The following is a 17755-nucleotide window of genomic DNA, read 5'->3' as shown; positions in this document are numbered from 1 at the left end:
CTGGTGCTGGTGCTGGTGCTGGTGCTGGTGCTGGTGCTGGTGCTGGTGCTGGTGCGCACCAAGCTAGCACCACTGCACCTCAGCCCTTGCCGGCCTTGGGGTTCCAGCCCAGGTGGTTAGGCCCAGGCACTGGACCCTTGTGCCGTGCAGCCTTGGCATGCTTGCCCTTGCGTGGACGCTCAGGGCCTATGGGCTCGATCAGTCCAGCTTGCTCCAGCTCACGGCAGATCTGCTGTACACGTCGCTCACCCACGCGCTCGAACTTCGTCACCTCGCGCATGCTGAAACCCTTCTCGAGCAGCCTGCCGATACGACTGCGCCGCTCCTCCTCCTCGTAGGCTGTCATGCGGGGCACGGCCAGGTACTCAGCAGGGAAGGCCTCCGCCATCCGCTCAGCAGCAGGCCGGCCTATCAGCCGCACCAGTATCTGGTCGTCCTCCACCACCGCAGGCACATAGAGGGTGTTGGTGTTGCCGTACCAGGCCGCTAGGCGCAACGTGGCCGTGAACCCGATGACGGCTGCTATATCGTCCAACGTCGAATTTTGTTGAGCCATGTTATTCCTTAAAACTGTATCTGCAAAAAATTGCAGATTCCAAAATTGATACCTATTTCGGGCCTTAAAAACGGCGTTATCGACTCCGACACGATCCTGCAAAAATTTGCATAAATGAGATCTAGACAACCTAGACAACCTTGCCAACCCGAAAGCGCCTGCCTATCTCCTGCATGCATTTGGCCCCCTGCTACCGGTCCACTTACCTCATTCAATATGTCCGTTACCAATAAGGTTGTCTAGGTTGTCTAGGTTGGCAAGGACGTTGATTAGAAAAGCTTTTCTGCCTTGCCAACCTCTCGAAAAGGTAGGCAAAGGTTGTCTGAGGTTGGCAACCAACGACGAGTTTGTGACCCATTTACTGACACTCGGGCGCTTTTGAACCCTATCTTCTTGAGTACAGAGGCCGCTCTCATCTCGTCTGACCGCTTGATTAGTCGACCTTCGAAGCCGATAGCCAACCTCAGTACCTCCGAGGTTGGCAAGCCGTCGGCCGGATTTTCGAGCTCAGGCATGCCCCCTGCGATCCAGCCGACGATCTTGTCTTCCCACTCATCGTGGAAGGAAAACTCCTCGTGGACGTCTACTGCGAGTGCCTGGGCCTGCTGCCAAGCGACTCCGACCTGCTCAAAACGAACCGCAGCCTCGGCCCAGCACTGGGCTGCTATCTGCCGGATCTTTGCCACATCCACGTCGCCCACCCGGATCGGGAGCCAGCGGCGATTGCCGGTGTCGTCGGCCAGAAACTGGTCCTTGTTGGTGGTGCCAACGAACACCAGACGGCGGGGGAACGTGGTTTCGAACTCCCGGTATTTGGGGATCCACTTCTCGTGGGTTCGCGTGACAAACGCCTTGACGGTCTCCATGTCCCGGCTATGCAGGCCCTTCAACTCAGCGATTTCGGCCACCAGCTTGCCGCGCATCTTGCGAGAGAGGTTGTCGTCGCTCTCGGCAAATGACACCTCGGCAAAGAAATCGATCGAAGGCACCAGCGCCGCGATCGCCGTGGATTTGCCCAGGCCCTGATTGCCCACCAGGATCGGCACCATGTCGGCCTTGCAGCCCGGATGCAGCACGCGGCCGGCCATCGCGGTCCACAAATACTCGCTGACCGCACGCGCGTATGGCGTGTCTTCCGCGCCGAACAAGTCCACCAGGAACGTGTCAATGCGCCGCACACCGTCCCAGCGCTGCTGGCCGAGCCACAGCATGGCGCTGTCGAACGTGTTCTCGGCGGCCACCATGAGCACCGCGTCGCGCATAGTCTCGCGCCCTATCGGAGCAAAGCCGTTGCGGCCGAGCTCGAGCTGAGCGCGCAGGCGCACGTAGTCAGCGTCGGTGAAGGTGCGCCACTGCTCAGTGCCTGCTGGCGCAAGCATGATCTCGTCACGGAAGCTGTCATGGCCGATATGCACACCGGTGACGCCAGGATGCTTCAGCGCGGCCAGCAGGTTGTTGATGATGGCCTTTGCCTTGCCGGTCTTGTCCCGGTCGAAGGCAGGCAGATCGTCCGGGTCTTCTACCGGGGTGCCGTCGTCCAGCACCCGGATGACAGGCTCGACGCTCTCGAAGCCGTCAAGGGCCACCAGCGCGCGGCCGGCCTCCTGAACCGCCTCAGCAGCTGCGAGGTCCCGGCCGTGCGCCAGCGTGACGTAGGCGGACCAGGCGTCGAACAGGCCGAACAGCGGATCGGACGCGTGGTCAGACTGCCAGAGATCGTCCTTGCCCGGGATTTGGCGGACACCGGCCATACCCGTGGCGCTGGGCGGGGCGAAGCGGCCGTTCTTCTCCGAGTAGCCGTGCTCCAGCAGCAGTTCTGCCACGCTGTGGTCCGTGTTGAACTGCATGCGATGGGGTGACGCGTACCAGAGTGTGGCGCCGCTGCTCACATCCAGTTGCGCTTGTGCACCAGCGATGATCAGCTGTTGAGAGTGCAGGAAGTCGAGGTCGGTGGACATGCGCGCCCACCAATCGAGCAGCTGTTTTGGCGGCTCCGGGGCTGTGTCGAATGTGAACACCCCTGCATAGTCCTGGACCCATGGGCCCGAACCGTCCTTGGAGCGGTAGGTCGTACCGGGCATGCAGTCCTGCAGGTTGGCCGACGTGGCGCGCAGCTCCAGGATCGTCCCGTCGACCGGGTTGGTGAATCGCAGCCAGCGCAGGTTGGCACCGGCGGGCATCTTGAACGCCACCCGGCCGCCGGAGCCTGGTCGTGTGCTCGATGTGGCCACGCCGCAACCGCGCAGCCAGTCAGGATCAAGCCCGCACGCCCGCAGGCCGCGCTCGGCCACTTCGGTGTTGTCGAAGTCCACACTGCACAGGCCGTTGGCCAGCAAGGGTATGCCGTAGCCGCCGGCCGTGTCACGCACCTGGCTTGGGTCGGTCAGCAGGCGGTGGTTCCAGTCGTCGCCCTTGGGTTGCTTGCTCATGGGGTAGAGCTCGCAGAGCTTGATGCCGGCGCTCAGCAGGCGCCGCGCCTCTTCGTATCTGTCGCTCATGCGGGACTACCTTCGAATGCTGGAACGTGGATGCCGGCGCGCGGAGCGTCTTGGTTTGTAGACATAGGCTGGCGACCTTTCTATAGAAAGCACCCCGTGGGTAGGAGTCGAGAGGAAAAGCGCCAGCCTTGTGAACCCCGCCGCAAAACGGAGACTCTCGACCCCTACCCACGGGGCTCTGCGGTGATGTATTACAGAAATTTTTCTTGAAGCTGGCACCGGCATTCTATATCGCATTTGCTAAATTGCTAAACGACAGTCGAGCGCGGGCAAAAGAAAAGACCCTCGGTTTTTGCCAAGGGTCTTTGTGCTGGACGCTTTCGTACGGGCGTCAGGTAGGGAGCGGGCACATGGTGGCCAACTCGTCCACGGTGATGGCGCGGCTACCGTAGCGCTCTTGCATTACGACAGATGCGTCTGCAATGGCCTTGGCCAGGCGCACACGAGACGATGCACGGTTGCAGCCGGCGAGCTGGTAGAGGTACGCGGTGGAGGTCCCAGCCAACTGGGCAAACTCGTCTCGCTTTTCAGCAGTCCCGAGCTGGCGCAGGATGTCCAGGAGCGGCGTGGTTTGGGTTGGTGGTGCTTTGTCCATAAGGGAGATTATGGCTTGAACTTAGCATTTGCTCAATTATTTGAGCAAACTTTCTTGACAGTTGTACAACCCCTGCTGTTGTAAGTATGTTGGCGTATATATTGCTAAGTGGCGCGAAATGTACTATCGTTGACACATTGCTAACCGCTAAACCCCGCGGGGCTTTGCTCCGAGAACTGCAACCATGACTACCAACACCGTCTCCAACCTTGTCCAAATCCGTATCGCAAATGCACGAGCCGCTTTTGAACAGGCCGGCGGCGTGGGCAGCGTGGCCAAGAAGATGGGGTACTCCGGCGCGAGCTTCTTGGTGCAGATGTTTGGCCCCAAGCCAACGCGCACGCCTACTGAGAAGACGATGCGCCGGATTGAAGAGTCTCTAGGCCTGCCGGCCATGTCGCTCGATTCCCCAGACGGCCCAGCCAAGGTAGGTACCAGTCTTGCTGCGCCAGCCCCAAGCGATAAGGGTGGCCTGGACACCGCCGCCCTCTCTCGCGTGATCTCCCTGGTCAACAAGTTGATCGAGGAAGAGAAGGTCGACGTAGGCAGCGACAAGTTTGCTGCGCTCGTGTCCATGGCCTACGAAGATGCCGTAGAGCAAGGCGGCGTGGCGCGCGAGGCCAAGATGCGCCAGGTGCTGCAGCTGCTTAACTGATCGCACCACCGCGCCGGCGCGCGGATCTCCTTCACCGCCCTCGGTTAGCCCGGCAGTTCCTGCTGGGTGTCCTGCTATAGTCCCCTGGAAATGACTATGGAGGATCGCACCATGCGGCTACACGCGGCAGCCCTGGCACTGGTATTGTGCAGTTCGCCCACCTGGGCGCAGTCCGTCTATAAATGCGGGAGCACCTACAGCCAAACACCGTGTGCGCATGATGCGAAAGAGGTCGGTGTCTCAAACAACGGGCCTGTCAGTTCAAGTACCACGGCAGTGGCCGACATCCAAGCGGCTCAATTACGGGCCAAAAAGCAGGCCGAGCAACTCGGCAATCCACCCAACGACCCCGAGCAGATCAAGGCCAACAAGATCGCGTGCCTGACGGCGATTCGATCGATGTTGAAAGACCCGGATTCAGCGCGGATCGGTGATTTCACACGGTCTGAAGGGTATGAAACGGACTACGCCGGCGGGGGGCATCTGATCCTAGACCCATCGGTCAAGCGTGGATCTTGGTTCCCCGCGCTCCTGTACTCCCTACCCGTCAACGCGAAGAACAGCTTCGGCGGTTATACCGGCAACAGACTGTACTCGTGCAGCTTTGACGTAACGGATACCAAACTTCTCAAAGTTCGTTTTGACTGACCGGCCGGAGATGGATCCCATGCGTTTTCCAACAGTTGCGCTACTCTTGGCCATCTGCAGTGCACCAGCCGGGGCACAGTCAGTCTACAAGTGCGGAAGCACGTACAGCCAGACGCCCTGTGCGGAAGGTGCGAAAGAGGTACAGATCAGGAACGAAGGGCCCAGCAGGCCACGCCCAGCGCCTGCAAGAGCCGTACGCATCGAATCAGCACCGGTGAGCAGTACGCCACCCCCGCAACCGCAACTGCCGGCCATGCGCACCCGAAGCGAGATAGAGATCAAGGCAGACCAGTGCCTGGCCTACTACAGGCCCAAGCTGCGCGACCCGGCCGGCGCGTACTACTCCGAGCCGAGTTTGGACGGCCGCACGCTAACTCTGACCATCCACGGCACCAATGGGTTTGGCGGCTATGTCACTCGCAAATCCAAGTGCGAATTCAACATGAGCGACGACCTCGATCCAGACTGGACGAAAATCCACGCCCAGCGGGGCGGCTGGAAGAACATCGATTGAGCGCCTGTTGCGCGCGCAAGCGACTTTAGCAGGTCGTTTTCATAAAGCAAACGCTAAGCTTGCTATATACTGCACCTCGCGGATTTTGTTGCACGGACCGCGTGCATTTCAATCAGTTTTGTGTCATAGTGGAGGTGTCGCGCCAGTAAAGCGCGATCGGGAACTAGGAAGCCCGTTAGCACCTCCACGACGCAAGCCGTGGACTATTCGCAGTCGCACGGCTTTATTCATTCTTGCCTTCGTTTTATGGCGGCTCGGATGGGGAGCCGCAAGGCTCGCCGGTTCTCGCAGGAGGTGCCCGGTCTTCCTACCCGTTCGAGCCGCCGCCATTGATTGGAAGCCATGGCGGCGGTTGAACTCAACTGCACGTCCTGGAGGCCAAAATGGCTAATCTCCCCCTCGCCATCGGCGAATTCACCATCCGTCAAATCGACGGGCTCTTCTCTCTCAACGACCTGCACGCAGCAGCCGGCAGTGCGGCTAAACACCAGCCTGCGTTCTTCACTCGCCGCAAGGAAACTCAGGAGTTGATCCAGGCAATCATGGCCTCTGCAGATTCGCAGACCCCCTTGCGCGTCGTCAATGATGGCTTGAACAACGGCACTTACGCATGCCGCGAACTCATCATCGCCTACGCGGCCTGGATCAGCGCGGCCTTCCACTTGAAGGTGATCCGGGTTTTCCTGGCCACCACGGCGCCGCAGCCAGCCGCCCCAGAGACCGACACGATGATGATCCACGTCGATGCAGGCATGGGTCTCGATGTGGTCATCACCCGACACATCAACATCATCCACAAGCTCTCTTACGACTACGTGAGCGCCATGGGCGGCGAGGCTAGCCCGGCCTATTTGGACAACCCCAAGCTGATCCGCCGGCACGAACGGCAACTGGCGGAACTGGGTGTAACGCGCGAGTCAATCTACAGTTTCTTCCCCGGTCACTAAACGCCAACAGCAACAATTTCAAGCGCCTTTTTAGGCGCTTTTTTCATGAAATGCTGCATGACGGATTCAAATTTACGCTGTAGGACGAGGGTTTACCCGCAAGTCTGCAAAAAGTCACCCAAAGGAAAAAAGGCCCGTGTACACTGTACATACATACAGTAAATATTGAGAGTGCTAAGCCAAAGCACCCCACTCGTCTCCTGCCGGGAACAGCACCATGAAAGCTCAGCGGGCCAACTGAAAAACAAAAACTCTCTGAGAAAGGGAAACGGCATGAAGGCGCATAAACGAAAGCCCGTACTTCATACACCTGGTGCTGATACTGACCCCACCGCTTCAAACCAGCCCCGCTGCGCACCATCCGGCGTGGAGGTGGCCCAGGCGGCGGCCGGCACGTTGTTCATGGTGAGCAAACTGCTGGTGCGATACGAGACTGACAAGGGGCTAGACACTCAACCGATGGCCGAGCTGCTGAACAAAGCCGTGATCGACTGGGCATTCCGCCACGGCGCCAGCCAGTCGGATCTCGATCGCGCAAAGGCTGATCTGCACGCAGCCGCCCGAGGACCGCGCGCCAGCGCAGTGCACTGACTCGCAGCGTCGTAAAGCGAACAAAGCACCTGTAGAGGTGCTTTTTTGTTGCCTGAATCGCAGGTTAGGAAGAGGTGCGGAAAGGTGCCTGCGAGACGCCACAGGCCGGCAAACACCGGCGAGACCCCCGTTGCTCCGCTGCCACACGGACTCGGCGCCCGGCAAAAGGTGGGGCTCTGTGCAGGGATTGGGCGGCATGCACAGAGCTCCCGAACCGCACTAGGGCGGGAATTGCCTAGCGCTAGCGCCGCGCCAGAGCGTCGGGGGCATGGCTTTGAAGCCAGAATGGCGCGTCAAAACGGGATGTCCGGCGCGAGGCTGTCGTACAGGTGCTTCTCGCTCGGCACGGCCACAAAGTGCAGCACCATAGAGCCGAGCACCGGCATTGCCTCCGGCCATTCAGGCTTAATAGCGTCGGCACGCTCGTGCTCTTGCGTCTGGCACCACTCGCCCTTGTCATCACGTATGTGCCATCTCCAATACCTGGATGTGATCATCATCATCTCCAAAAGACTGTATATTTATACAGTAAATGGAGTCGAACATGGAAGCACTCAACCAATTCAGCGAGCAGGACCTACCCGGGCTGTACATGAGTCATGCCTCGCCGGGCACGCCCATGGATCTTGAAGGTAAGTGCCGCGTGGGCTGGGACCTGTATGTCTTGCGCCTGCGGTTCAACGGTGTGTACCTGACCAGAGATCTGTTGCAGCGTCGCCCGCGCCACTTTGGCATGGCCCTCAGCGTCAGAGAGTCCAGAGGAAATGACACCTGGCTAGTTGATCGCAAGGACCCGATGCGGTTGTTGATCCAGGCACTGCAAGAGGCCCATGTCTTGCGCCGGCGGGAGTCCGGGGCCCTGTTGCTCAGAGGGATGGAGTTTGACGAGGGTGAGCTGCAAGCCTGGCCGCAGACTTGGATCTGTGCTGCCAATCCCACTGAGATCGACAACATTGTCAGGGAGATGGAACCCTGGCTGCGCGCCAGGTATGAGGCGATTAAGCGACCGCCCTACCCTGTGTACCGGCCGAGGTGACCAGAGGGCCCTCAGCCCCGTTGGCCAAACGTATCTGGAAGAAAATTAAGAATGTCCTCATAGAATGTAATGCAGCAACCCAGTGTTGCGTTGTCGGATTGCGCACCCGTCCTTTGCGGAGGGTCTTTTACGGATTGATGCTTGTAAGGAGAATTCAATTGGGAGACATTGGCAAATTCACCGCAAGGCTGGTGTACGAAGCGTTCACACCGGCGTTTGTAAAAGACGCGTATATCGCGCTGGCGGAGTCCCACACGCTGGTTTCAACCGCCGAGTCAGAAAGTTTAGATGCACTCCAGAAAGAGTCTCAGAAGCAGAAGATTTCTATGGAGTTCCAAGCGCACCAAGCGCGGGTAGCCCAAGAGCTGGCAATCGCGGAGCGCATTACAAGTTCCAACGAGGTTGAAATAGAGGAGTATTACGAAGGCGCGGGCAAAGGGCAAGCCGGAGTGATGGCGAACGCGGATGGGGGTTCAATTGGAGTGAGTGGTGAAGGCCGCCGCGTCACAAAGCGTGTGGTGCGTTTCGGAGGTTTCAATAAGCCGCTCACTTCCGAAGCGGAAGAGTGACGTATTTGCCCAGACGATCGTAAGCTTGTGAAGAAGGGGTTCAACCCTTCTTTCCCGCGCTCGCTCACGGCGTTTCTTTCAGGTCGAGCTTCTTAGCGCACTCGGCGCAGACGTGATGGGCGTGAAAAGCACGCGCGCCAGCGGCCTCTTTGAACTTCAGGCAGAGAAAGCACGTGATGCCAGGCGACAGCGAGGCCAGCTCCTTGTTCTGCGCTTTGCGCTTCTTGGACGAAGCCATCACGCTGCTCCCGCTTGAGCTCGCGCTTTTTCGAGGGCATACCGCAGCTCCTTGACGGTGATCGAGTGGTCGGCCGCCACCGTGAATATGCGGCGATAGGTTTGCGGGCCAGCGAGGTAGCTTTCGGCAGCCTCGACAACACGCTGCTTGCGCGCTTTGATTTCTTGCCCGCGCGCGTACGCCACGCCGGCCAAGAAACCTTGGCAGAGGTACTTTTTCCGCGTGGCATCGGCCCGGACCAACGTGTGCTCGGTCAAGTAGCGCTGCACCGCCTCTTGGTCTTCAGGGCTTGGGGCGTCGTACATATATCAAACTCGCGTCGGCTGAACCACAACCAGCACGTCCGTAAGCTGTGGATTCGCAATTGACCGCGGGCGCATGAGCACGGAGTTGCCTTCGCCAGCCGCAAGAATGCGAATAGAAGGAATCCCTTTGATCAACTGGCATAGCGGCGCAATGGCTTTGCAAGCGTCACCGAGGAGCACTGGGCTGATCTGCGGCATGGTGGTGATCTCGCGTGAACCAGCCGGCACGACACGCCGCCAATCGGGGTAAGTACCGTCCGTCACCTCCAGGTTATAGGAGGCGCCAAAAATGCTCGACAAGGCCAATTGCTTGCCGTCATTTTTGAAGAGCGCATCCCCTGTCTTGTCTTTCCCAAACATCGACACGATCTGTTTGACCGACGCGTTGCTGACGATGAACGAACCTTGCACATCGTCCACCGGCGGCAGGGTAACCGCGGCCAAGCGCGCACCGTCACACCCCACAAGCACCAGCTTGTCTGCTGAGAATTCAAAGAGCACGCCTTTCAAGTAATGACGGACGTCGCGCACCGCCGAAGCGTGCGACACAAAGCGCAAGGCGCTGATAAAGGACTGCATATCCATAGTTTTCCTCTTTTCTATTCCCATTTCGTCATCGGCTTGCCTGGGGTGAGCAAGACCAAATCCAGCTGAATGTCCCAAAGTTCCTCATCCGTGAGGTTCTCGCGCTTCGCACGATGCAGCGGCGCGTCGATGTTGGCGTCGCAGCAGTGCGAACCTGGGCGATGTGGAAAGTGATACCCGCCGCACTTACACACCTGGTGGCAGGCGGCCTTCTGATGCTGGAGCAGCAACGAGAAGGACACCCTTCGAGTGCGACAGTCTGGGCAGCGGAACACCCGCCGCGCGCCAGCACGTGTCAAATCAGCGCGCGCCCGGTTGGTGTACATGCTGCTTGATGAGCGGCTCGATTTCTGGAAACGGCACTTGACGCGCCTCCAGGTTGTCGACATTGACCTTCGCCTGCAAGCGATTCACACGTGTCTGGTGCGTAGCGACAGCGCCACGGAAGTAGTCCAGCTTGTTCTCTGCTTCCAGCAAGGCGAGTTCGGCGGTCAGCAGATCGTTTTGTGCAGAGGCCAGCAACTTGCTACGGACCTTCTTTGGGCATGGCGTAAAGAACTTCATGAAATTTCTCCGTTGCGTGATAGGAGCCACAAATTTAGCACCTGTTTTCGCTAACGCCAAATCTTTTTAGCAAAAGATAAGTAAATTCGTCTTTCTTATTTCGCATTTGCGAAATTTGAGGTATGCTTGGCTCCGCTTCAACGCACCTTTTCAATCGAACGGAGTACCTACATGTCTATCGAAGCCCAACTGAGCGAATTGACGGCCGCCGTCAAGGAACTGACTGAAGTCAACAAGCAGCTGCTGACCTCCCTGGCGTCCGGCCTGCAGTTCACGGATGCGGTGTCCGGATCGACCGCAGAAGCTGGCAAGCGCGGCCGCAAGTCCAAGAAGGAAGACGAGCCAGCCAATGATTTGGCAAAGGTAGTGGACGGTGACCCCGCCGGCACGCGCTACTGGGTCAACGAAGTGGCCAAGCAGGTGTACGCCGAGTTGCCTGGCAACCCTCAACCGGAAGACCAAAACTTCAAGATCAACCCGGCAGACGTGTACCTCGCCAAGAAGGCGGAATTCGCGGCTGCTCAGGACGCAGCAAAAAACGCCCAAGCAGCGGCCGCTGCGACCACGACCCAGGCAGCTGCAAGTACCGCGCCTTCTGCAACAGCCGCTCCGGCTACTGCCTCGGACGCAACTTCGGCCGGTGAGGCTCCAACCTGGGACCAGACCGTTGCCGCACTCATGAAGCTGGCCGCAGATCCGGCGCATGGCAGCACCGCGGTGTTGACCATCATGAAAAAGGTAGACCCTACCGCTACCAAGGTTCCCGAGATGAAGGGCAAGGGCCTCGAAGCCGCCATCAACGCAGAAATCCAGGCACTGCTGAACCCAGCCGGCGGTGTTGACCCCCTCTTCGCCTAACAGCTATCAGCTGCAGCCCCTTCGCCCGAGGGGGTTGCGTCAGAAGTTGTTTGTCAGATGAGCCAGAGCGCCGGAGTAAACCCATGAAATTCACGAAAGAACTACTGCGAGTCAAAGCGTTCGCTCGCCTTATTAAGGCCGGCGAAACACAGCGTGAGCGGCGCGCCCTAGCCGGCGGGGCGACGTGCGAAGGTCCAGTAAGCACGAAGTTCGAAGTTTTCGACGGCGAGATGCGGGTACTCCCAGACGTCAACCACTGGATGCGCATCGCGGTGCCGCCAGAAGCGGAACTGTACGGCCGGCATCCGGTGACCTCTTTGCGTGTAAAGGCCATCACCTGGATTGCCACCCCGTTCGGCGAGCACGACGTCGAGCTCACCCTCGAGCAACAACCTGGTGGCGACAAATGAGCAAGCAGCACGCACGCCTGTCGCCTTCGAGCGCGGACCGTTGGACCAGCTGCACGGCCAGCCCTGCGGCCCAAGATGGCATTCCGAACGAGAACAGTGACGCCTCGCGCCAAGGGACGACCTGCCATCAGATCCAGGAAGAACTGCTGTTGAACCCCGAGCTGGACCCGCAGAGCTATTTGGGTCGCGTCCTCGTGTTCTGGCAGCATCCAGAGAGCGACTCCCGAGGTGAAACCTGGGCGGGGAAGTTCAGCGGACCTGATTACGACGAGTTGAACATCGAGGCAGAAGTTGAGGTCACGGAAGAAATGCTTGCCGCCGTGAACAGCGCTGTTGCATTCATCCGCGAGCAGCACGACTTGATGGGCGGCCAACTGCTGGTCGAGCAGCGAGTACCTATCGGCCAGTTCACCGGTGAAGAAGGTGCGGAGGGTTCGGCCGATGTGATCCTCCTGGGCGAGGACTGGATCCACGTCATGGACAGCAAGTTTGGCCGCAAGAAGGTCTACGCTCGCGAGCTCGATCAGCCAGAGCGGGTGTGCTTTATCACCGGCCAGATCACGCCGGAGACACACAAGATCAACCGGCAGATGGGCTGCTACGCCCTGGGCGCGATCTTTCGGCACGATATCTTCGGCCTGGTTAAGACCGTGCACATGACCATCGTGCAGCCATTCGTAGGCCACACCGATAGCTATTCGTGCGACATCGCCGAGTTGCAGGCGCTCGAGCTGTTCCTCAAAGCCAAGGCCGAGGAGACACGCTCCAACCCGCGCTTCAAGCCCTCCCAGTCGAATTGTCACTTCTGCCGCGCAAAAGGTAACTGTGCCGCGCAAACCGGCATGGCGCTGAACGCCGTGTTCGACGGCTTCGGCGCTGAGACCGGCGGCACCCTCCACGCACCACATCCTGTGAATCTCGGCTCTCAGTACGCCTTGGTCGGGTTCGTGCGCCAGTGGGCTGACAGCATCGAGGAAGCAACCCGCCGTGCTCTGGAGAACGGCGAGCAGGTCGTACGCGACGACGGTCTGTCTTACAAGCTCGTGCCAGGCAGGGCCGGCAACCGCGAATGGACGGACGAAGAGGCAGTAGCCCAGCAGCTCAAGTCCTGGCGCCTCAAGAACGAAGAGATGTACGTCTTCAAGCTCATCACACCCGCAATGGTCGAGAAACTGGCCAAGGCGAAGAAGCCCAAAAAAGGGCAAGAACAGCAGCCTGCTCGGATCGGTCCACGCCAGTGGGGCAACCTCCAGCAGCTCATCCGACAAGGCGAGACGAAATCTCAGATCGCTTTGAGCACCGATCCGAGATCGGCCGTCAACAAGACCGACGGTTTCGAGGACGTGCTATCGCAAGACGAGAGTTTTGCGGCCCTCTTTGGTCCGTGACTCCCAGGTCTTTCCAAACTTGAAATCTAGTAACCAAGGAACTTAAAAATGGCTTCCAACCTTGCATCCTCCAAGCCCGTCATCCTGAAGAATGTCCGTCTGCAATGGGGCGACCTGTTCACCGCTGCCAGCGGCGAAGTCAACGGCAAGGCCACCACCCCGAAATTCAAAGCTGTCGCTCTGTTTGAGCGCGACTCCGAAGCAGCTGCTACAGCCAAAGCCGCTTTGCTGGAAGCAGCCACGGCGCTGTGGGGTGCCAATGCCGTATCGGTTGTGCAGAACATCTCCTCCAACAGCAAGGCCGTGCGCGACGGTAACAGCAAGCTCATGGATGACGGCTCGGTCAATCCTCAGTTCAAGGACCTGCTGTTCATCAGCGCGGGCAACAAGAGCAAGCCTCAGGTTGTGGCCCCCAAGACTCACGACGGCAAGTTCGTGACTCTGACCGAAGAAGGCCGCGGTTTCGTCAATGGTCTGGATGTCACCGACAGCGTGGGTTATGTGCTGAAGGCTCCCTACCGCGGCTGCTACGTGAACCTGAAGGTTCAGTTCGTGGCCGGCAAGGCGTTCAAGGCCGGTAGCGGCGAGATGATCCCCAACCAGGTGTACGCCAAGCTCGAAGCGGTTCAGTTCCTGCGCGACGGCGAAGCGTTTGGTGCCGGCCCCACCTCGGCCGAAGGTTTCGGCGACGAAGAAGTGTCGATGGAAACCGTCGAAACTGGCGAGCTGTTCTAAGCCCTGTCCTTTTCACAAACACACCCCCGGCCTTTTGGCTGGGGTTTTTCAGAAAGGGAGCAGAAATGAAAGCAGTTACACGCAATTTATTTACGTACAGCGCTGAAATCCTTGCAACTGTACAAGAACTACAACTCCGCCTGCAACCGTTCGAACCGTGCGGAGAACACCAACGGGCGAGCTGGGGTTTCGTCAATGTGGTGCCAGATACGGAAGATCGCGTGCTGGCATTCCCCGGCGGCTGGGCAATTTGCCTGCGCGAGGACAGTCGAACTGTGCCAGCTTCTGAGGTGAGCAAACTGGTGGACGAGAAAGCCCGCAGCGTTTACGAAGCAACCGGTCGAAAGCCTGGGCGCAAGGAGCGCAAGGAAATGCAGGCAGACGTCATATACGAATTGTTGCCCAGAGCGTTTGTCCGTAGCAAAGTTACCTACATTGTCTACTCGCATGCGAAACAACGGCTGTACGTCAATACCGGGTCCCAAAAGACCGCAGACCTTGGTGTGAGCGCGTTGGTCCAGGTCCTGGAGTCGGTCAAGTTTTCCACGGTGCATGTCAGCGGGCCAAAAATGGGGTTGACGGCCCGACTGACCAACTGGTTGCGCGCGCTGGCGGACGATGGGTCTGTTTCCGACGATGACATGTTCGGCGTTCTGCAACCTGCCAGCGAGATTGTCATGGTGGGGGTCAACAACAAATGGGCCTTGAAGCTGGCGGCTCTAGAGAACGCGCGTGAAAGTCTTCAGGATGCACTGCGGCAAGGTGCACAGGTAGATTCAATGTGCTTCACCGATGCTGATGGCGTGATGTTCCGTGTCACGAGCGAGTTGCGCCTCAAAGGTGTAAAGCATCAGGTTGTCGAAGACGACGACTGCGACATCACCCACCTGTGGGTTTCACAGCTTGCCAGTGAAGTTGTGACCTTGGACGGAATCTTCGACACGCTTTTGGAGCTTCTTAGCCCTGAAAAAGCCCAAGCGGACACACCAACCGTGGACGACATCTTCTAACTGCGGTTCGCCAGCGGCCTTCCGCAAGAGGGCTGCTGTCAAAACGCAGTAACGGAGCGCACACCATGGTCACCCAAACAGACCGCAAATTCATGGCCACGGCACTCGCCCTGGCGCAAATCTGGAGCAAGGACGTCTCCACGCGCGTGGCGGCGGTGGCCGTCGGCGCCAGTAAGAACCAGGTAGCCTGGGGCTACAACGGCTTGCCGCCCGGTATCGCAGATACCCCTGAGCGGCTGAACGATCGCGAGACGAAACTGGCACTCACGCTGCACGCCGAGGTCAACGCTCTGGCCAACGCCCCTTTCCAAGTGCGCACCCTGTATGTGACGCATCACCCTTGTGCGCACTGCGTACTGCACATCTTGGCGGCGCGTTCCGTCCGTCGTGTGGTCTACCACGCCAACCCTGAGTTCGAGGCCCGTTGGGGTGAGTCGATGGATAAAGCGCGGGATCTGCTGGAGGAAGCCGGCGTCCAGGTGGAAGGATTCACGCTATGAGCGATCGCCTCTGGCTTGACCGGGAGACGTGGTCAGAGGCTGACCTGAAGGTGGTCGGAACCTACGGCTACGCAGAGACAGCCCAGGATTTGATGATCGCATATGCCATTGGAGAAGGGCCAGCGCGCGTATGGGATTGCACCGCCGAGGAGATGCATGACGAGCTGTGGCGCGCGCTTGATGATCAAGACGGAGAGGTCTGGGCGCACAATGCCCAGTTCGATGCGGCCGTGCACAACGGGCCTGCACAACTACACCTGCCTCGCGTCAACCCCGAGCGCTGGAGGTGCAGCATGGCGATGGCTTTGTCGCACGCACTCCCCGCTGGCTTGGCCAACCTGTGCGAGGTTCTTCGCGTCCCCTCAGACCTGGCAAAGCTTGCCGACGGCAAAAAGCTGGTGTCATTGTTCACCAAACCCCAACCTGCCAACCGGAAGATACAGCGCGCAACGCGCCTGACGCACCCAGCCGAGTGGGACCGGTTCAAACAATACGCCAGCAACGACATCCTGGCCATGCGCGAATGCGTGAAGCGAATGCCTACCTGGAACTGGAACGCATCGGCTGTCGCCGAGTGGCACCTGGATCAGCGCATGAACGTGCGAGGTTTCCGTGTGGACCAAGATCTGACCCGCGCCGGCGCGCAGGCTGCCGTGGCTGAGAAAGAGCGAATTGCGACGCGATTTTCCGAGTTGTCGCACGGCGAGTTCACACCCAGTCAGCGCGCAAAATTCCAGGCCTATTTGTCAGCGCGCCTAGGGGTGGAGCTGGATAACACGCAATCGGGCACATTCAAGGTTATGCTGCGCGACCCGGATCTCCCCGCCGACGTACGCGAGATGATGGAGCTGTCTATCGCAGCCAACAAGACCAGTACGGCGAAATATGCAGCGCTCGACCCAGCGGTCAGCAAGGACGGGCGTTTTCGCGGGGGCCTGCAGTTTGCCGGGGCCGGCCGGACCCGCCGGTGGGCCGGGCGCCTTTTCCAGCCGCAAAACCTACCCTCCAGAGGACTACCCAAACCGCACGAGATTGAGCAATACATCGAGTGTCTGAAACAAGGCACGCACACGCTGTTTTTTGACAACCTGATGCTCTACGGCGCGGCGGCGCTCCGCGGAACAGTGATCGTACCGCCAGGCAAAAAGATGGTTGTAGCCGACCTCTCGAACATTGAGGGTCGCGTGCTGGCCTGGCTAGCCCAGGAGAAATGGAAGCTAGCCGCATTCGGCGACTACGATCGTGGCACTGGGCCTGACCTCTACAACATCACGGCGGTGTCGATCATCGGCGGGGACCCCTGGGACGTGCCCAAGCACCTGCGCAATGCGTTCGGCAAGGTGCCCGACCTCGCCTCAGGCTATCAAGGCGGCGTGGCAGGCTACCAGACATTTGCGCGCGGCCTTGGCATCAAGATGGCGGACTTCTGGGACACCATCCAGCAAATGATCGCACCAGCTCATGTCCAAAAGGCCTGGGCCAATCTCAGCGCCTGGGGACACCCGCAACTGGAGAGCCTCGAAATCGACGAGATCGAGTGGGTGGCAAGCGAGACGTGCAAGCTGGCGTGGCGCGCGCGGCACCCAGCCACGCGACAGTTCTGGTACGACCTCGGCAACGCGGCCAAGAGCGCCATCAAGAACCCAAACCAGATTCACCAGGTCGGCCCGTTCATAAAGCTGCGTACGGTGTCGCACCAAGGCCGCAAATGGCTCGTGGTGCTGCTACCCAGCGGTCGCTACCTCACTTACTTCGAGCCCCACCTGGTGGGTTCGGGCCGGGACGAAACTATCGCCTACTGGGGCGAGTCCGCCGAAGAAGGCAAAACCACCAGGCAGTGGGTGCGCGTCTTCACCCATGGCGGGAAGATGACTGGCAACTGCTGCCAAACCATCGCCCGCGACATTCTGGCGCCAGCGTTGCCTGTGGCGGAGGCACGCGGTTACCTCCCCATCTTGACGGTGCACGATGAAATTTTGACCGAAGCGCCCGACACCGACGAGTTCTCGGCTGCCGGTTTGATTGAGATCCTGGCCACAAATCCTGAGTGGGCGCCAGGTCTCCCCCTGGCAGCTGCAGGCTTCGAGACCAAGCGTTATTTCAAGGATTGAGCATTTTCGCTAAAAAGAGCTTTTCTTTTTGCGATATTTCATTTAGCATTCGCTACATTAAATTTCGCAACCAGGAGTTCTACATCATGACTGTCAAGCCCACTAACGATCTCGCAATCACCAAGGACCGCGTAAAAGGCTGGAGTGCCTGTGCCGATGGATACCGTTGGTTCTTGGATAAATTCCCAGAGGGTGGGCAGTTCGTGCCCGTGTACCGGGCTTTGCGCGCAGACGGCCGTGCTGGCGATGCGGATTGGCTCATCGGCAAAATCAGCCCCGAGTTGGAAACGACGGTCCGCATAGCGCAAATCGCTCAGGTCGTGGGCGCTGATCGTGAATGGGTGCAGGAGGCTGTACAGAAGACGATCGCTGCAGCTGCCGATAACACGGCGACTGGCTACCGCGGCCATGCAGCGGCGACTGGCGACGACGGCCATGCAGC

The 17755-nt window shown here is 59.2% G+C and carries 22 protein-coding genes and 1 pseudogene; 15 read left to right on the top strand and 8 right to left on the bottom strand.

The features are described from left to right. Positions 1–79 precede the first annotated feature (79 nt). The 3 genes from ACCQ08_RS25515 to ACCQ08_RS25505 form a co-directional block, all read right to left on the bottom strand. Positions 80–556, bottom strand: a complete 477-nt coding sequence (locus ACCQ08_RS25515) for a hypothetical protein (RefSeq protein WP_373451332.1) — start codon at positions 554–556, stop codon at positions 80–82. Positions 557–825: 269 nt separating this feature from the next. Beyond that, positions 826–3054 carry a VapE domain-containing protein gene (locus ACCQ08_RS25510; RefSeq protein WP_373451331.1) on the bottom strand — a complete coding sequence of 743 codons (2229 nt, stop codon included), beginning with the start codon at positions 3052–3054 and terminating at the stop codon, positions 826–828. A 331-nt stretch (positions 3055–3385) separates the two neighbouring features. Next, complete coding sequence (locus ACCQ08_RS25505) at positions 3386–3649, bottom strand: hypothetical protein (protein ID WP_373451330.1); 264 nt, start codon at positions 3647–3649, stop codon at positions 3386–3388. A gap of 184 nt (positions 3650–3833) precedes the next feature. Between ACCQ08_RS25505 and ACCQ08_RS25500 the strand changes: the two genes are divergently transcribed. The 5 genes from ACCQ08_RS25500 (at position 3834) to ACCQ08_RS25480 (ending at position 7004) form a co-directional block, all read left to right on the top strand. Then, positions 3834–4304 carry a hypothetical protein gene (locus ACCQ08_RS25500; protein WP_373451329.1) on the top strand — a complete coding sequence of 157 codons (471 nt, stop codon included), beginning with the start codon at positions 3834–3836 and terminating at the stop codon, positions 4302–4304. A 96-nt stretch (positions 4305–4400) separates the two neighbouring features. Next, positions 4401–4952, top strand: a complete 552-nt coding sequence (locus ACCQ08_RS25495; RefSeq protein WP_373451328.1) for a hypothetical protein — start codon at positions 4401–4403, stop codon at positions 4950–4952. 253 nt (positions 4953–5205) lie between these two features. Next, the gene (locus ACCQ08_RS25490; protein WP_373451327.1) at positions 5206–5466 is read left to right on the top strand and encodes a hypothetical protein; all 261 of its coding nucleotides are present in this window, start codon (positions 5206–5208) and stop codon (positions 5464–5466) included. 383 nt (positions 5467–5849) lie between these two features. Continuing rightward, positions 5850–6413: a KilA-N domain-containing protein gene (locus ACCQ08_RS25485; protein ID WP_373451326.1), complete on the top strand. Its 564-nt coding sequence runs from the start codon at positions 5850–5852 to the stop codon at positions 6411–6413. Positions 6414–6686: 273 nt separating this feature from the next. Then, positions 6687–7004 (top strand): hypothetical protein, encoded by a 318-nt coding sequence (locus ACCQ08_RS25480; RefSeq protein WP_373451325.1) that lies wholly within the window; start codon positions 6687–6689, stop codon positions 7002–7004. 293 nt (positions 7005–7297) lie between these two features. Here ACCQ08_RS25480 and ACCQ08_RS25475 read toward each other — a convergent pair whose 3' ends face one another. Next, positions 7298–7501: a hypothetical protein gene (locus ACCQ08_RS25475; protein WP_373451324.1), complete on the bottom strand. Its 204-nt coding sequence runs from the start codon at positions 7499–7501 to the stop codon at positions 7298–7300. Positions 7502–7548: 47 nt separating this feature from the next. Between ACCQ08_RS25475 and ACCQ08_RS25470 the strand changes: the two genes are divergently transcribed. Both ACCQ08_RS25470 and ACCQ08_RS25465 read left to right on the top strand, forming a co-directional pair. Then, complete coding sequence (locus tag ACCQ08_RS25470; protein ID WP_373451323.1) at positions 7549–8040, top strand: hypothetical protein; 492 nt, start codon at positions 7549–7551, stop codon at positions 8038–8040. Positions 8041–8198: 158 nt separating this feature from the next. Further along, positions 8199–8609 carry a hypothetical protein gene (locus ACCQ08_RS25465; RefSeq protein WP_373451322.1) on the top strand — a complete coding sequence of 137 codons (411 nt, stop codon included), beginning with the start codon at positions 8199–8201 and terminating at the stop codon, positions 8607–8609. Between the two features lie 64 nt (positions 8610–8673). On the opposite strand, the gene ACCQ08_RS25460 is transcribed toward ACCQ08_RS25465, so the two are convergent. The 4 genes from ACCQ08_RS25460 to ACCQ08_RS25445 all read right to left on the bottom strand — a co-directional run bounded on the left by ACCQ08_RS25460 (position 8674) and on the right by ACCQ08_RS25445 (position 10301). Beyond that, the gene (locus ACCQ08_RS25460) at positions 8674–8847 is read right to left on the bottom strand and encodes a hypothetical protein (protein ID WP_373451321.1); all 174 of its coding nucleotides are present in this window, start codon (positions 8845–8847) and stop codon (positions 8674–8676) included. Further along, entirely contained in the window at positions 8847–9152 is a 306-nt protein-coding gene (locus tag ACCQ08_RS25455; RefSeq protein WP_373451320.1) for a hypothetical protein, read from the bottom strand. The genes ACCQ08_RS25460 and ACCQ08_RS25455 overlap by 1 nt, the downstream gene beginning before the upstream one ends. A gap of 3 nt (positions 9153–9155) precedes the next feature. Then, on the bottom strand, positions 9156–9737 hold the full coding sequence (locus ACCQ08_RS25450; RefSeq protein ID WP_373451319.1) for a hypothetical protein: 582 nt from the start codon (positions 9735–9737) through the stop codon (positions 9156–9158). Between the two features lie 300 nt (positions 9738–10037). Next, complete coding sequence (locus ACCQ08_RS25445) at positions 10038–10301, bottom strand: hypothetical protein (RefSeq protein ID WP_373451318.1); 264 nt, start codon at positions 10299–10301, stop codon at positions 10038–10040. 171 nt (positions 10302–10472) lie between these two features. Between ACCQ08_RS25445 and ACCQ08_RS25440 the strand changes: the two genes are divergently transcribed. From ACCQ08_RS25440 to ACCQ08_RS25405, 8 genes and pseudogenes are all read left to right on the top strand, one after another. Continuing rightward, the gene (locus ACCQ08_RS25440) at positions 10473–11159 is read left to right on the top strand and encodes a hypothetical protein (RefSeq protein WP_373451317.1); all 687 of its coding nucleotides are present in this window, start codon (positions 10473–10475) and stop codon (positions 11157–11159) included. Between the two features lie 83 nt (positions 11160–11242). Further along, complete coding sequence (locus ACCQ08_RS25435) at positions 11243–11569, top strand: hypothetical protein (RefSeq protein WP_373451316.1); 327 nt, start codon at positions 11243–11245, stop codon at positions 11567–11569. Next, entirely contained in the window at positions 11566–12957 is a 1392-nt protein-coding gene (locus tag ACCQ08_RS25430) for a DUF2800 domain-containing protein (RefSeq protein WP_373451315.1), read from the top strand. The genes ACCQ08_RS25435 and ACCQ08_RS25430 overlap by 4 nt, the downstream gene beginning before the upstream one ends. A 48-nt stretch (positions 12958–13005) precedes the next feature. Next, entirely contained in the window at positions 13006–13692 is a 687-nt protein-coding gene (locus tag ACCQ08_RS25425) for an ssDNA-binding protein (RefSeq protein WP_373451314.1), read from the top strand. Positions 13693–13757: 65 nt separating this feature from the next. After that, positions 13758–14702 carry a recombination-associated protein RdgC gene (gene rdgC, locus ACCQ08_RS25420; RefSeq protein ID WP_373451313.1) on the top strand — a complete coding sequence of 315 codons (945 nt, stop codon included), beginning with the start codon at positions 13758–13760 and terminating at the stop codon, positions 14700–14702. 65 nt (positions 14703–14767) lie between these two features. Beyond that, entirely contained in the window at positions 14768–15202 is a 435-nt protein-coding gene (locus ACCQ08_RS25415; RefSeq protein WP_313330717.1) for a deaminase, read from the top strand. Beyond that, the gene (locus ACCQ08_RS25410) at positions 15199–17313 is read left to right on the top strand and encodes a DNA polymerase I (protein WP_373451312.1); all 2115 of its coding nucleotides are present in this window, start codon (positions 15199–15201) and stop codon (positions 17311–17313) included. The genes ACCQ08_RS25415 and ACCQ08_RS25410 overlap by 4 nt, the downstream gene beginning before the upstream one ends. Then, a pseudogene (locus tag ACCQ08_RS25405) lies at positions 17310–17755 on the top strand (hypothetical protein); the annotation flags it as partial. The gene ACCQ08_RS25410 and the pseudogene ACCQ08_RS25405, both read left to right, overlap by 4 nt.

It is taken from the genome of Comamonas sp. SY3 (assembly GCF_041730275.1).
GTDB classification, from domain to species: Bacteria; Pseudomonadota; Gammaproteobacteria; order Burkholderiales; family Burkholderiaceae_C; genus Comamonas; species Comamonas sediminis.
Note: the sequence above shows the minus strand (reverse complement) of the source record. Positions and strands in the feature narration are given on the sequence as shown.

What these genes read in the sequence shown, in the direction of transcription:
- ACCQ08_RS25505 (WP_373451330.1), bottom strand. Translation starts at nt 3,649, where the DNA reads ATGGACAAAGCACCACCAACCCAAACCACGCCGCTCCTGGACATCCTG.
- ACCQ08_RS25460 (WP_373451321.1), bottom strand. Translation starts at nt 8,847, where the DNA reads ATGGCTTCGTCCAAGAAGCGCAAAGCGCAGAACAAGGAGCTGGCCTCG.
- ACCQ08_RS25450 (WP_373451319.1), bottom strand. Translation starts at nt 9,737, where the DNA reads ATGGATATGCAGTCCTTTATCAGCGCCTTGCGCTTTGTGTCGCACGCT.
- ACCQ08_RS25500 (WP_373451329.1), top strand. Translation starts at nt 3,834, where the DNA reads ATGACTACCAACACCGTCTCCAACCTTGTCCAAATCCGTATCGCAAAT.
- ACCQ08_RS25475 (WP_373451324.1), bottom strand. Translation starts at nt 7,501, where the DNA reads ATGATCACATCCAGGTATTGGAGATGGCACATACGTGATGACAAGGGC.
- ACCQ08_RS25490 (WP_373451327.1), top strand. Translation starts at nt 5,206, where the DNA reads ATGCGCACCCGAAGCGAGATAGAGATCAAGGCAGACCAGTGCCTGGCC.
- ACCQ08_RS25425 (WP_373451314.1), top strand. Translation starts at nt 13,006, where the DNA reads ATGGCTTCCAACCTTGCATCCTCCAAGCCCGTCATCCTGAAGAATGTC.
- ACCQ08_RS25510 (WP_373451331.1), bottom strand. Translation starts at nt 3,054, where the DNA reads ATGAGCGACAGATACGAAGAGGCGCGGCGCCTGCTGAGCGCCGGCATC.
- ACCQ08_RS25515 (WP_373451332.1), bottom strand. Translation starts at nt 556, where the DNA reads ATGGCTCAACAAAATTCGACGTTGGACGATATAGCAGCCGTCATCGGG.
- ACCQ08_RS25430 (WP_373451315.1), top strand. Translation starts at nt 11,566, where the DNA reads ATGAGCAAGCAGCACGCACGCCTGTCGCCTTCGAGCGCGGACCGTTGG.
- ACCQ08_RS25495 (WP_373451328.1), top strand. Translation starts at nt 4,401, where the DNA reads ATGGAGGATCGCACCATGCGGCTACACGCGGCAGCCCTGGCACTGGTA.
- ACCQ08_RS25440 (WP_373451317.1), top strand. Translation starts at nt 10,473, where the DNA reads ATGTCTATCGAAGCCCAACTGAGCGAATTGACGGCCGCCGTCAAGGAA.
- ACCQ08_RS25485 (WP_373451326.1), top strand. Translation starts at nt 5,850, where the DNA reads ATGGCTAATCTCCCCCTCGCCATCGGCGAATTCACCATCCGTCAAATC.
- ACCQ08_RS25480 (WP_373451325.1), top strand. Translation starts at nt 6,687, where the DNA reads ATGAAGGCGCATAAACGAAAGCCCGTACTTCATACACCTGGTGCTGAT.
- ACCQ08_RS25470 (WP_373451323.1), top strand. Translation starts at nt 7,549, where the DNA reads ATGGAAGCACTCAACCAATTCAGCGAGCAGGACCTACCCGGGCTGTAC.
- ACCQ08_RS25415 (WP_313330717.1), top strand. Translation starts at nt 14,768, where the DNA reads ATGGTCACCCAAACAGACCGCAAATTCATGGCCACGGCACTCGCCCTG.
- ACCQ08_RS25445 (WP_373451318.1), bottom strand. Translation starts at nt 10,301, where the DNA reads ATGAAGTTCTTTACGCCATGCCCAAAGAAGGTCCGTAGCAAGTTGCTG.
- ACCQ08_RS25455 (WP_373451320.1), bottom strand. Translation starts at nt 9,152, where the DNA reads ATGTACGACGCCCCAAGCCCTGAAGACCAAGAGGCGGTGCAGCGCTAC.
- ACCQ08_RS25435 (WP_373451316.1), top strand. Translation starts at nt 11,243, where the DNA reads ATGAAATTCACGAAAGAACTACTGCGAGTCAAAGCGTTCGCTCGCCTT.
- rdgC (WP_373451313.1), top strand. Translation starts at nt 13,758, where the DNA reads ATGAAAGCAGTTACACGCAATTTATTTACGTACAGCGCTGAAATCCTT.
- ACCQ08_RS25410 (WP_373451312.1), top strand. Translation starts at nt 15,199, where the DNA reads ATGAGCGATCGCCTCTGGCTTGACCGGGAGACGTGGTCAGAGGCTGAC.